Raw genomic sequence first — 12,680 nt, 5'->3', positions numbered from 1 at the left:
TACTTTTGCGCTTTTCAAAAGTGAGCCGCTGTAAAAGCGGAACCCTAAGTAGCCGTTACCGCAGAAACGGATATGTACTCGGTCCAACCAGCATCCTGGCCGGCCCTGAGGCCGCCATCGGGGGCAAGCCCCCTCCCACATTTGGACCGGGATCGACACAAAATTCTGGTCGGCCCTGAGGCCGCCATCGGGGGCAAGCCCCTTCCCACATTTGGACCGGGATCGACACAAAATTCTGGTCGGCCCTGAGGCCGTCATCTGGAGCAAGCCCCCTCCCACATTGGATCTGCGGTGGGGTTAATGGACGGTTACAATGCCGCTCCACCAAGGAGCCTTCATGACCGCCCTGCTCGCCGACTGGCGCCACCGCCCCACCCATCGCCGTGTCTGGGCCCTGGCCGCGCCGATGATCCTGTCGAATATCTCCGTGCCGCTGGTGGCCCTGGTCGACAGCATGGTCATCGGCCACCTGCCCCACGCCCACCAACTGGGCGCCGTGGCCGTCGGCGCCAGCCTGTACACCTTCCTCGCCTGGGCCATGGGTTTCTTGCGCATGGGTTCTACCGGCTTTGCCGCCCAGGCTGCCGGGCGCAATGACGGCGCGGCGTTGCGCCAGGTGCTGTTGCAAGGCCTGCTGCTCGCGCTGGGGCTGGCGATGTTGCTGGGCACCGTGGGTATTCCGCTCAGCCATCTGGCGCTCGAGTGGATGCAACCCTCGGCCGAACTGAACCAACTGACCCGCGAATTCTTCCACACCCGCCTGTTCGGCCTGCCCGCCGCCCTTGCCAGCTATGCGCTGGTCGGCTGGTTCCTCGGCACCCAGAACGCCCGCGCGCCGTTGGCGATTCTGCTGACCACCAACCTGGTGAACATCGCGCTTAATCTGTGGTTCGTCCTCGGACTGGACTGGGGCGTGGTCGGTTCGGCCCGCGCCTCGGTGATCGCTGAATGGACGGGCGCCCTGCTCGGCCTGGCACTCACCCAAAAAGCCTTGCGCGCCTACCCCGGCCACATCGCCTGGGCCGCGCTCAAGCTGTGGCAAAGCTGGCGCCCGCTGCTGGCGGTGAACCGCGATATCTTTATCCGCAGCCTGGCGTTGCAGTCGGTGTTTTTCATGATCACCGTACAGGGCGCGCGCCTGGGGGATGCGACCGTGGCAGCCAATGCGCTGTTGCTCAACGGCCTGCTGCTGACCGCTCATGCGCTGGACGGTCTGGCCCATGCGGTCGAAGCCCTGTGCGGCCATGCCATCGGCGCGCACGATCGCCAGGCATTGCGCCGCTCGCTGGTGGTGGCCTGCGGCTGGTCATTGATCGCAAGCCTGGGCTTCGCGTTGCTGTTCACCTTCGGCGGCCATCTGTTTATCGCCATGCAGACCGATATCCCAAGCGTGCGCGAAACCGCCGACCGCTACCTGCCCTACCTTGCGGTATTGCCATTGATTGCAGTGTGGAGTTATTTGCTCGACGGGCTGTTTATCGGCGCCACGCGGGCGCGTGAGATGCGCAATGGGATGTTGCTGACGGTGCTGCTGGTACTGCCGGTTGCCTGGGCATTGCAGGGGCAGGGAAACCACGGTTTGTGGATCACCTTCCTGCTGTTCATGGCGGTGCGCAGTTTGACCCTGTGGGCAATTGCCTGGCGCCTGAATCGGCAAGAGCTGTGGCTCGGTAAAAACTGAAGAAATGCAATCCAAATGTGGGAGGGGGCTTGCCCCCGATAGCAGTACATCAGCAACAAATCAGTTGCCTGACACTCCGCTATCGGGGGCAAGCCCCCTCCCACATTTTTTACGAGGACAGGTAGGAAGAACGGGTCAGGCCCAGGCGCAAGGCGTCCAGGAACTGGGTACGTTCCGACGCACTAATCTTCGCGCTCGCACACTTGTCACGGTAATGCGTCATCAACTCTTCCGGCGACAAGTGCACATAACGCAGCATGTCTTCGATGGTGTCGTGAGTCTCGATCCCGGCGCTGTACACCGAGCCGTCTTCACGCTGGTAGATGTTCACCGAGTCGGTGTCGCCGAACAGGTTGTGCATGTCACCGAGGATTTCCTGGTAGGCGCCGACCAGGAAGATGCCCAACAGGTAGTCTTCGCCCTCGTTCAAGGCATGGACCGGCAGGCTGGTCTCGATGCTCTGCTCGTCGACATACTGCTTGATCTTGCCGTCGGAGTCGCAGGTCAGGTCTTGCAGCACGGCGCGGCGCAGCGGCTCTTCGTCGAGGCGATGCAGCGGCAGGATCGGCAGTACCTGGCCGATGGCCCAGGTGTCCGGCAGGCTCTGGAACACCGAGAAGTTACAGATGTACTTGTCGGCCAGCTTGTCGTTGAGTTCGTCCAGCACCTGGCGGTGCGAGCGCTGGCGGGCCTTGAGCGAGTTGTGCAGGCGACGGCACACCGCGAAGTAGCACTGTTCGGCCAGGGCTTTCTCGGCCAGGGTCAGCTTGCCGTCGGCGTACTGGGTGGCCACGTCGCTCATGTAGTGAGTGGCGCGCCAGTAGGTTTCGGTGACCATCTCGATATCGGTCGGGCCCAGCAGGTCCACCAGCCATTGCACGGTTTCCGGCAGGCTTTCCTTGTTTTCGATGGTCGGGATTTCGTCGTTGTGTTTCTCGACGTCGGTCACCTGCACCACCAGCATGGCGTGGTGGGCAGTCAGGGAACGGCCGCTTTCGGAGAAGATGTGCGGATGCGGCAGGCTCTGCGCGTCGCAGAATTCCTTGAGCATGCCCACGACCACGCCGGCATAGTCGTCCATGTCGTAGTTGATCGAGCTGGCGTTGCGCGAGTGGGTACCGTCGTAGTCCACGCCCAGGCCGCCGCCAACGTCGATGTGGTCGACCGGCAGGCCGAGGTTGCGCAGTTCGCCATAGTAACGAATGGCTTCCTTGAAACCGTGCTGGTAGTCGGCCAGGTTGGCGATCTGCGAGCCCATGTGGAAGTGCAGCAGGCGGATCCCCTGGTCAAGGCCGGCTGCGCGGAAACGCTCGACCACCGACAGCAGCTGCGCCGCCGACAAACCGAACTTGGACTTCTCGCCACCGGTGTCCGCCCACTTGCTGGAGGCCAGGGAAGACAGGCGCACACGCAGGCCCACCTGCGGCTTGACCTTGAGGCTGGCGGCCTCTTCGATCACCAGTTCAACTTCGGATTCTTTCTCGATCACGATAAACACGTTGTGACCGAGCTTCTGGCCCATCAGCGCCAGGCGGATGAATTCACGGTCCTTGTAACCGTTGCACACGATGGTGCCGCCCTTCGGCGCCAGGGCCAGCACGGCCAGCAGCTCGGGCTTGGAGCCGGCTTCCAGGCCGATGGAAACGTTCTGGGTGGCGATGATGTTCTCGATCACCGCTTCCTGCTGGTTCACCTTGATCGGGTACAGCGCGGTGTACTGGCTCTGGTATTCCAGGCGTTCGATGTTCGAATCGAAGGCACCGGTGAGCTGGCGTACACGGTCTTGCAGGATATCGGGGAAGCGCACCAGCAGTGGCAACGACAGGCCACTTTTGCGCAGCTCGTCGACTTGCTCGTAAAGATCGACGGGCGTGCTGTTCGGACCGTTCGGACGGACTTCTACGCGACCGGCTTCATTGATCGCGAAATAACCGGCCCCCCAATGGCGAATCCCGTAAACACTGCGGCTGTCCGCAACTGTCCATTGGCTGCCATCGTCTTTGCGTGTGCGTCGTACGGACATCGAAGTCCCCTATAAATGAAGGCGAAGGCGCCACCTCAAGCGGAGGCTGGCGCAGTCTAAAGAATGAAAATGACGATTTGCCTGTAAGGGAGGTAGACCTCGCTTGCAGGACAGAGTTTAGCCACAGGTTGGGAAGAGGCTTTCAGCCGCCGGACTTCTTGGCCTTGTAACCGAGCTTGATCAACTCGGCCAACAGCAGTTCGACATGCTCGCCCTGGATCTCGATGACCCCGTCTTTCAACGCGCCACCGGTGCCACAGCGCTTTTTCAGCGTGGTGGCAAGCTCCTTGAGCGCCTCTTCGGCCAGGGGCACGCCGGTGATGGTGGTCACCGTCTTGCCGCCACGGCCTTTGCTCTCGCGGCGTACGCGGGCAATGCCGTCGCCTTCGGGAATCAGGGTTTGCTTGCAGGTGCACGAATCCACGGGCTGACGGCAGTCCGGGCAGTGTCGACCTGCATCGGTGGAAAATACCAGGCCACCCAGGGCGGCGAAGGATGCGGCTTTCTTGGCCACCGGCAATCCTCTAGAGGATGAAAAGTGGCGCAGTGTAACGGCAAAAAGCCAAGTTGCTAAGGGCCAAATGGCGCCATTTCATGCAACTTTAGCGACGCAGCGCCAGATAGCGCCGCAGGCCCTCTTGAGCGTCCGGGCAGTAAGGCTTTTGTTGCGCCTCGCTCAGGACCGTTTCGATCGGCAGGAAGCGCGCTTCCATGACTTCTTCGGGCTGCAGGCACAATGGGCCGTCCCATACTGCCGAGTAGGACGTACACCAGAGCCTGCTGTCGCCATCTTCGAAATAGAAATGGTCATGTTTGGTCAACTCCACGCCGCTGACGCCAAGCTCTTCCGCCAGCTCACGGGCCGCCGACTCGGCATAGGTTTCCCCTGCCGCGACCATCCCGCCCGCTGCCGTGTCCCAGAAACCGGGATACAGCGCTTTGCTCAAGGTGCGCCGATGCACACACAGCTCACCTTTTGAATTGAACAGGAAGATAAAGGTGCAACGACCAATAAGCCCGCGGTTGCGCAGGTCGGCCCTTACGAGGGTGCCGAGCAGGTTGTCGTGTTCGTCAACCCACTGGATCAGTTCAGCATCGGAGGCTACCCGGTGGGCGGCCTCCTTTTGAGTAGCGTCCATCATCAACCCTGGTTGAGGAGCTGACGCAAGTCGATCACTGCAGCGTTGGCCCGGGAAATGTAGTTGGCCATCACCAGCGAATGGTTCGCCAGTACACCGAAGCCACTGCCGTTGAGAATCATGGGGCTCCACACCGGTTCCTGCGAGGCTTCCAGCTCACGGATGATCTGGCGCACGCTGACCGTGGCGTTTTTCTTGGCCAATACGTCGGCAAAGTCGACTTCGATGGCGCGCAGCAGATGGGACAAGGCCCACGCCTGGCCACGGGCTTCGTAGAACACGTTGTCGATCTGCATCCATGGGGTTTCCACCACTTCTTCATCGACCTGCGGCACTTCACCCGGCGCCAGTGCTTCGGTTTTCAGCGCGGTGTTCAGCTTCACGCGGCCCACACTGGCCGACAGACGCTGCGACAGCGAACCCAGACGGGTGGCGACATCGCCCAGCCAGTTATTCAGGTTGTCGGCACGGGCGTAAAACAGCGCGCCCTTCTGATTCGGGTCGGACAGGCGTGCTTCGTAGCGGCTCAGGGAATTGATGCCTTCCTGGTATTCCGACTCGCTGGACGGCAGCACCCAGCTCTTGTTGTCAAAGTTGAAACGCGGCTCGGCCTTGGCCAGGTCAGCGTCTTCCGCCGACTGCGACTGGGAACGGGCGAAATCCTTGCGTAGGGCGCGGGTCAGGTCACGTACCTGCACCAGCACGCCGTACTCCCAGCTCGGCATGTTGTCCATCCACAGGCCTGGCGGGAAACGGTCATTGGAAATGTAGCCACCGGGCTTGTTGAGCAATGTGCCGACCACGTTTTTCAGGGTTTCGACGGTGGTGTAGCCGATCACCATCTGCTTGCCTTCCTTCTCGGCGGCAAGCTGGGCGTTTTGCTGGACCGGGAACAACGCCGGCTCCTGACTCCAATACCAACCCAGGCCACCGGTGACCAGCAGGTACAGGCAGATCACGCTGAGCAAGGCGCGGCTCATCAGCAGGTTGCGAACGTAGCTGCGGTTGGCCGACTTGGGCTCAGGGGCGGGGCCTTTGGCACTGCCTTCACGGTTTTTCCAGTCCAGCATGGCGATATCCTTTCAATCACTTGAGTTCATGCACATCAATTGTCCGGGTGCGGTCAAACACTCCGACCACAACCCTACCCCATCGTGCCCACCGGTGCGGCGCTTTTAAAGCAAACTGGCACATACCGGAGGTTGAACTATAAAGGATGCACGCCTTTTGCACAGCGCGACCACCAGGTCAAAAAATGAATAGGACAGACACGTACTTAATTGACGTATGACACTCATACAATAGAAAAGAGGTGATAGCATAGCGCCACCAGTCGACCTCAGCATGCACCCTCACAGTAGTCAGGATATGACCGAGTCAGAAGACCCCAGCCGCGAGCGTCTCAAGCAGCATTTTGCCCAGCGGGTAATTCATCAGGCACGTCAAATTCTTGAGATCTGGCAGCGCCTGCAGCGAAGCGAATGGTCGAACGCCGACTTCTCCGAACTCAGCGAAGCCAATCTGCGCCTGCTGCGCTTTGCCGAGCGTTTTGAACAGCCCGAGCACCGCCAACTGGCCCAGCACATTGGTGAGTCCCTCAGGGCCGTGGACGACAACCGCGGTCGCCTCAGCAGCCAGTTGATCACCGAACTCAACCGCTTGATGCAGCGTCTGTCACGCACCGGGTTGCGCCAGGGCGATCAGCTTGAGCAAACCCTGCTGCCGCCGATGCGCAAGCCGATCTATGTGATGCTGGCCGACCACGACCGTGCCGAACGCCTGGCCAGGCAGTTGGAATTCTTTGGCATGAGCGCCCAATCCCTGGACAGCGTCGCAGCGTTTCGCGCCACCATGGCCGAGCGCCTGCCGTCGGCCATCGTGATGGACGTGGATTTTTGCGGCACCGGACTGGGATTGAAACTGGCCGCCGAAGCCCAGCAGGGCCTGGAGCAAAAGCTGCCGCTGCTGTTTTTCAGTCTGAATGAAACCGACACGCCGACACGCCTGGCCGCCGTGCGTGCCGGCGGCGAAGAATTCCTCACCGGCACGCTGGAAGCCTCGAGCCTGCTGGAAAAGATCGAGGTGCTGACCTGCGTCGCGCAATATGAGCCGTATAAAGTGCTGATCATTGACGACTCCCGAGCCCAGGCGTTGCACACCGAGCGACTGCTCAACAGCGCCGGCATCGTCACCCGCACCTTGATCGAGCCGATCCAGGCCATGGCCGAGCTGGCGGACTTCCAGCCCGACCTGATCATCCTCGACATGTACATGCCCGCCTGCACCGGCACCGAGTTGGCCAAGGTGATCCGCCACAACGACCGCTATGTCAGCGTGCCGATCATTTACCTGTCGGCCGAAGACGACCTGGACAAACAGCTCGATGCGATGAGCGAAGGCGGTGACGACTTCCTGACCAAGCCGATCAAGCCGCGCCACCTGATCACCACCGTGCGCAACCGCGCGGCGCGTGCGCGCAATTTGAAGGCGCGAATGGTGCGCGACAGCCTGACCGGGCTGTACAACCACACGCATATCCTGCAATTGCTCGAAGACTGCAGCTTCCGCGCACGCCGCGAAAACAAGCCGCTGAGCTTTGCCATGCTCGATATCGACCACTTCAAGCGGGTCAATGACAGCCACGGTCACCCCATGGGCGACCGCGTGATCAAGAGCCTGGCGCTGTTTCTCAAACAGCGTCTGCGCAAGACCGACTACATCGGCCGCTATGGCGGCGAAGAATTCGCCATCGTGATGCCCGACACCGACCTTGAATCGGCCTGCAAAGTGCTGGACGACATTCGTGGGCGCTTTGCGGAAATTCACTACCCGGCCCAGCCACAGGATTTATGGTGCACCTTCAGCGCCGGGCTGGTGGAGCTGTGCGACGACTCCGACAGCCTGATGATGGCCGCCCAGGCCGACGAGGCGCTGTACCGTGCCAAGCATGCCGGACGCAATCGCGTGCAGGCGGCTCGCCCATCAAAGCAAAGTGCCATCTTTTCACCGGAATTCACTGACTCGTTCATAACTTTGTAATGGAAACGCAATAACTTCAGGCACTTATCTTTTGCTGTCGGTTGAAACCACGCATGCGCCTGAAGCTGCTGACCAATTTAAACACCCTTCTTCTGGTTGCTGTATGCCTGGCACTTGGGGCGACACTGTGGTGGTCGCAACGAGCGCTGGAACGCCCGTACCTGTTGATGGAGCGCTATCTGGGGCTGTCCCAGGCCTTCGAGAACCAGGCCGCACGCAATATCGACGACTATCTGGCCAGCGGCGACGCCCTGCGCTTGAGCAGTGCCGGCCAGAGCCTGGAAAGCCTGCTGCAGCAGCTCGATCAACTGCCGCCCGAACTGGCCCGGGACCTGCGCCCCAGCGTTACGGATCTGGACGCCTTCAGCAAAACCGACCTGCTCGCCGCCGGTAAACTGGCCGGCGACCCGCAAGCGCTGCTGCTGCAAGCCGAACGCGAACTGGGGGCGAACCTGGAGCAACTGAGCCAGTACGCCGGCACGGTCAATTCCGCAGACGCAGCACGCTACCTGCCGCCGCTGCTGGCCGCCTCGCAGCACCTGGGCAAGCTGTCCCTGGCCCGCGACAAACTGGTGAGCAGCGGTCGCGCCGAATTGGCGGATGATGTCGAGCGTGAAATCGCCAACATTCGTACCCAGGCCGACCTGTTGGCGCAGCTGCCGTTACTCGGCGTAAAGGCCAGCAGCGAATCCAGCACTGACGACTTTTCCGCCTTGATGGGCCTGGAAAACACCGAAAAAACCGAAGCCCAGGACACCGGCGTCGACCTCAAGCGTGAACTCAACGGCCTGTTGACCCGCTACCCCGCCGAACTCAAGCGCACCCGCGAACAGATCCAGCAACGCGCCGACCTTGCCGCCGCCACACACACCAAGATCACCGGCGTGCGCCAAGCCATCGCCGGCCTGGAGCCGGTGGTGCGCGCGCAGCATGCGAAGATCCAGGGCGAAGTGCGCCTGATACAAGGGCTGATGATTGGCCTGATCCTGCTGATCGCCCTGTTGATCGACACCCTGCAACGTCGCCTGGCGCGGGTGCTGACCGCCCTCGTCCCGGCACTGTCCACCTGGGCCGAAGGCAACTTCAGCCGGCCGATCGCCTTGGGCAGGACCAACCGCGAACTGCGCGATATTGAAGCCTCACTTAACCGCCTGCGCGCTTATCTGGTGGACCTTGTCGGCACGATTCGCGGCAATGCCGAAGAAGTTGCCGGCACCAGCCGCGCCCTTGCCGAACTGAGCAGCGGCCTGCACGACGGCGCCGAACGCCAGGCCGGGGATACCGCGCAGATCCGTGATTCCCTGGGCGAACTGGAAGCGACCATCCAGCAAGTGGCGGGCGATGCCAGCCAGGCCGCCGGCGCCAGCCGCAGTGCAGGCACAGCCGTTGAACAGGGCCAGCGGGTGATCGGCCTGAGCCTGACCGGGTTGCACGCCCTGGTGGGTGAAGTGCAGCAAAACGCACAGATGATCGAGAAACTGGCTGAAGAATCCGCCACCATCGGCGGCGTACTCACGGTGATCCGCTCGATCGCAGACCAGACCAACCTGCTGGCGCTCAATGCGGCCATCGAGGCTGCTCGCGCTGGAGAGGCCGGCCGGGGTTTTGCCGTGGTCGCCGATGAAGTGCGCACCCTGGCCCAACGCACAGCCGGCGCCACCGCCGAAATCCAGGGTTTGATCAGCAGCCTGCAAGCCGCCGCCCACCAATCGGTGCAAGGCATGCGTGCGCAGGTCGAACACGCCGAAGCCACCGCCGAGCAAGCCCAGGCCGCCGACGGCGCGCTGGACGAAATCGTCGGGGCGATCCAGACCATTTCCGAGACTGCGGTACGGATTGCCGATGTGACTGCGCAGCAGAGCGGGGCCGTGAGTGAGATTCGCGATAACAGCGAACGAATTCATCAGCTGGGCGAGGATAACCTGCTGCGTATCGGCCAGGGGCGCAGCCAGGGCGAACACCTGCTGGTGCTGGGTGGGCAGCTCAATACGGCGGTTCAAGCGTTCCGCGTCTGATCTCCCATCCAGTGAAGATCGAAATGTGGGAGGGGGCTTGCCCCCTCCCACATTGGATCTCCCGCGATCTCATGAGTGTGTTACCAATGACTGGATCCCACGTCACAGTCACAAATTTCGCGCTATCCTCGTTAATCGTGCTGGCTACTGCATAGAACTGGACAGTCACAAAGGCTTTGCGGCATAGTCGCCGGGTTCTGCGGTACCCCAATCAATAACAAGGAACAGCCGATGGCGACCTTACTGGTTCTTCACGGACCCAACCTGAACCTGCTCGGCACCCGTGAACCGGGCGTCTACGGGGCAGTGACCCTGGATCAGATCAACCTCGATCTGGAACAGAGGGCCCGTGTTGCCGGCCACCATCTGCTCTACCTGCAAAGCAATGCCGAGTATGAATTGATTGATCGCATCCACGCCGCGCGCGGCGAAGGTGTGGACTTTATTCTGATCAATCCCGCCGCTTTCACGCATACAAGCGTTGCATTACGTGACGCGCTGCTGGCGGTGAGCATCCCATTCATCGAAGTGCATTTATCGAACGTGCACAAACGCGAAGCTTTCCGCCATCACTCGTACTTCTCCGACGTAGCGGTAGGAGTGATCTGCGGCCTTGGCGCCAGCGGTTACCGACTGGCCCTGGAGGCCGCCCTGGAACACGTTGAAGAACAGGCTAAACGCCCCTGACCGACCCTTGGGAGTTGATGATTCATGGATATCCGTAAAGTTAAGAAACTGATCGAACTGCTGGAAGAATCCGGTATCGACGAGCTGGAAATCAAGGAAGGCGAAGAGTCCGTACGGATCAGCCGTCACAGCAAGACCCCGGCCCAACAGTTCTACGCGCCACAGATGCAAGCACCGGCGCCAGCCGCTGCTCCGGCTGCCGCGCCTGCCGCCGCTGCACCTGCCGCCCCAGCCGCTCCTGCGCTGAATGGCTTCGTGGTCAAGTCGCCAATGGTCGGTACTTTCTACCGCACCCCGGCACCGACCTCGCCGGCCTTCGTTGAAGTGGGCAAGACGGTGAAAGTGGGCGACACCATCTGCATCGTTGAAGCGATGAAAATGATGAACCACATCACTGCTGAAAAAGCCGGCGTCATTGAATCCATCCTGGTAGAAAACGGTCAGCCGGTTGAGTACGACCAGCCGCTGTTCACCATCGTTTGAACCGCGGAGTGCCTTCGATGTTGAAACCTGCGAAGAAACTGCAAAAAGTCCTGATCGCCAACCGCGGCGAGATCGCGCTGCGTATCCTGCGCGCCTGTAAGGAAGAGGGCATCAAGACCGTCGCTGTTTACTCGACGGCCGATACCGAATTGATGCACGTGAAACTGGCGGACGAAAGCATCTGCATCGGCCCGCCACTGGCTGCGAACTCGTACCTGAAAGTCTCGAACATCATCGCTGCCGCTGAAGTGACCGGCGCTGATGGCATCCACCCGGGCTACGGCTTCCTCGCGGAAAACGCCGACTTCGCCGAACAGGTGGAGAAATCCGGGTTCGCCTTCATCGGCCCGAAAGCCGAAACCATTCGCCTGATGGGCGACAAGGTCTCGGCCAAGGACGCCATGATCGCGGCCGGCGTGCCAACCGTTCCAGGCTCCGACGGCCCGCTGCCGGAAGACGAGGAAACCGCGCTGCGCATTGGTCGCGAAGTCGGTTACCCGGTGATCATCAAGGCCGCCGGTGGCGGTGGTGGTCGCGGCATGCGCGTGGTGCACAAGGAAGAAGACCTGATCGAAGCCGCCAAGCAGACCCGCTCCGAAGCGGGCGCCTGGTTCGGCAACCCGATGGTCTACCTGGAGAAGTACCTGACCAACCCACGTCACGTGGAAGTGCAGGTACTGTCCGACGGCCAGGGCCATGCCATTCATCTGGGCGACCGCGATTGCTCGCTGCAACGTCGTCACCAGAAGGTATTGGAAGAAGCCCCGGCACCGGGCCTGGACGAGACAGCCCGCCAGGAAGTCCTGGCGCGTTGCGTCAAGGCCTGCATCGACATCAACTACCGTGGCGCCGGGACCTTCGAGTTCCTCTACGAGAACGGCCGCTTCTACTTCATCGAGATGAACACTCGCGTGCAGGTAGAGCACCCGGTGTCGGAGATGGTCACCGGTATCGACATCGTCAAGGAGATGCTCAGCATCGCCGCCGGCAACGTGCTGTCCTTTACCCAGGACGACGTGAAGATGCACGGCCACTCCCTGGAGTGCCGCATCAACGCCGAAGACCCGAAGACCTTTATCCCAAGCCCCGGCCTGGTCAAGCATTTCCATGCGCCCGGCGGCAACGGCGTACGTGTGGATTCGCACCTGTACAGCGGCTACAAGGTACCGTCCAACTACGACTCGCTGATCGGCAAGCTGATCACCTGGGGCGCCACCCGCGACGAGGCCATGGCCCGTATGCGCAACGCCCTGGACGAAATCGTGGTCGACGGCATCAAGACCAACATCCCGCTGCACCGGGACCTGGTTCGCGATGAAGGCTTCTGCGAAGGTGGTGTGAACATTCACTACCTGGAACACAAGCTGGCCAACCAGTAAGCGCTCCACCAACAAAGCCGCCTTAGGGCGGCTTTGTTGTTTGTGCACCGTTTATTCTGAAGATGTCCACAGTCCAAATGTGGGAGGGGGCTTGCCCCCGATAGCGGTGGATCAGTTACAGATATTGAGACTGACACACTGCAATCGGGGGCAAGCCCCCTCCCACATTTGGTCCGCATTCATTCAGTAATGTCGTCTTCTGCCGTGCGCTCGCGTAAACTTGCGCGCTTTCGC

At 61.2% G+C, this 12,680-nt stretch carries 9 protein-coding genes and 1 pseudogene; 6 read left to right on the top strand and 4 right to left on the bottom strand.

Annotated features, from left to right (window positions below; genetic code table 11):
• Positions 1-337: 337 nt before the first annotated feature.
• Positions 338-1,681, top strand: a complete 1,344-nt coding sequence (locus tag MRY17_RS02975; protein ID WP_243353272.1) for an MATE family efflux transporter — start codon at positions 338-340, stop codon at positions 1,679-1,681.
• A gap of 109 nt (positions 1,682-1,790) precedes the next feature.
• On the opposite strand, the gene speA is transcribed toward MRY17_RS02975, so the two are convergent.
• From speA to MRY17_RS02955, 4 genes are all read right to left on the bottom strand, one after another.
• Positions 1,791-3,704, bottom strand: coding sequence for an arginine decarboxylase (speA, locus tag MRY17_RS02970; protein ID WP_065883466.1), 1,914 nt, complete (start codon positions 3,702-3,704; stop codon positions 1,791-1,793).
• A gap of 142 nt (positions 3,705-3,846) precedes the next feature.
• Positions 3,847-4,218, bottom strand: coding sequence for a translation initiation factor Sui1 (locus MRY17_RS02965; RefSeq protein ID WP_057724111.1), 372 nt, complete (start codon positions 4,216-4,218; stop codon positions 3,847-3,849).
• Between the two features lie 88 nt (positions 4,219-4,306).
• Entirely contained in the window at positions 4,307-4,843 is a 537-nt protein-coding gene (locus tag MRY17_RS02960; RefSeq protein ID WP_181284673.1) for an NUDIX hydrolase, read from the bottom strand.
• A 2-nt stretch (positions 4,844-4,845) separates the two neighbouring features.
• Positions 4,846-5,913: a DUF2333 family protein gene (locus MRY17_RS02955; RefSeq protein ID WP_065883460.1), complete on the bottom strand. Its 1,068-nt coding sequence runs from the start codon at positions 5,911-5,913 to the stop codon at positions 4,846-4,848.
• Positions 5,914-6,211: 298 nt separating this feature from the next.
• Here MRY17_RS02955 and MRY17_RS02950 point away from each other — a divergent pair, with 298 nt between their 5' ends.
• The 5 genes and pseudogenes from MRY17_RS02950 to accC all read left to right on the top strand — a co-directional run bounded on the left by MRY17_RS02950 (position 6,212) and on the right by accC (position 12,446).
• A complete protein-coding gene (locus MRY17_RS02950; protein ID WP_181284675.1) occupies positions 6,212-7,882 on the top strand; it encodes a response regulator in 1,671 nt (556 codons plus the stop codon).
• 1,499 nt (positions 7,883-9,381) lie between these two features.
• Positions 9,382-9,897: pseudogene (locus tag MRY17_RS26550) on the top strand (methyl-accepting chemotaxis protein); the annotation flags it as partial.
• Positions 9,898-10,128: 231 nt separating this feature from the next.
• A complete protein-coding gene (aroQ, locus tag MRY17_RS02940) occupies positions 10,129-10,584 on the top strand; it encodes a type II 3-dehydroquinate dehydratase (RefSeq protein WP_065951442.1) in 456 nt (151 codons plus the stop codon).
• A gap of 24 nt (positions 10,585-10,608) precedes the next feature.
• A complete protein-coding gene (accB, locus tag MRY17_RS02935) occupies positions 10,609-11,067 on the top strand; it encodes an acetyl-CoA carboxylase biotin carboxyl carrier protein (RefSeq protein ID WP_181284677.1) in 459 nt (152 codons plus the stop codon).
• A 17-nt stretch (positions 11,068-11,084) separates the two neighbouring features.
• Complete coding sequence (gene accC / locus MRY17_RS02930) at positions 11,085-12,446, top strand: acetyl-CoA carboxylase biotin carboxylase subunit (protein ID WP_181284678.1); 1,362 nt, start codon at positions 11,085-11,087, stop codon at positions 12,444-12,446.
• Positions 12,447-12,680: the final 234 nt, after the last annotated feature.

The sequence above is a fragment of the Pseudomonas orientalis genome, assembly GCF_022807995.1.
GTDB classification, from domain to species: Bacteria; Pseudomonadota; Gammaproteobacteria; order Pseudomonadales; family Pseudomonadaceae; genus Aquipseudomonas; species Aquipseudomonas orientalis_B.
This window is presented reverse-complemented; position numbering and strand designations above follow the sequence as displayed.

Bases quoted from the DNA above. Each gene is read 5' to 3' on its own strand.
- MRY17_RS02960 (WP_181284673.1), bottom strand. From the start codon at position 4,843: ATGGACGCTACTCAAAAGGAGGCCGCCCACCGGGTAGCCTCCGATGCT.
- speA (WP_065883466.1), bottom strand. From the start codon at position 3,704: ATGTCCGTACGACGCACACGCAAAGACGATGGCAGCCAATGGACAGTT.
- MRY17_RS02955 (WP_065883460.1), bottom strand. From the start codon at position 5,913: ATGCTGGACTGGAAAAACCGTGAAGGCAGTGCCAAAGGCCCCGCCCCT.
- aroQ (WP_065951442.1), top strand. From the start codon at position 10,129: ATGGCGACCTTACTGGTTCTTCACGGACCCAACCTGAACCTGCTCGGC.
- accC (WP_181284678.1), top strand. From the start codon at position 11,085: ATGTTGAAACCTGCGAAGAAACTGCAAAAAGTCCTGATCGCCAACCGC.
- accB (WP_181284677.1), top strand. From the start codon at position 10,609: ATGGATATCCGTAAAGTTAAGAAACTGATCGAACTGCTGGAAGAATCC.
- MRY17_RS02975 (WP_243353272.1), top strand. From the start codon at position 338: ATGACCGCCCTGCTCGCCGACTGGCGCCACCGCCCCACCCATCGCCGT.
- MRY17_RS02950 (WP_181284675.1), top strand. From the start codon at position 6,212: ATGACCGAGTCAGAAGACCCCAGCCGCGAGCGTCTCAAGCAGCATTTT.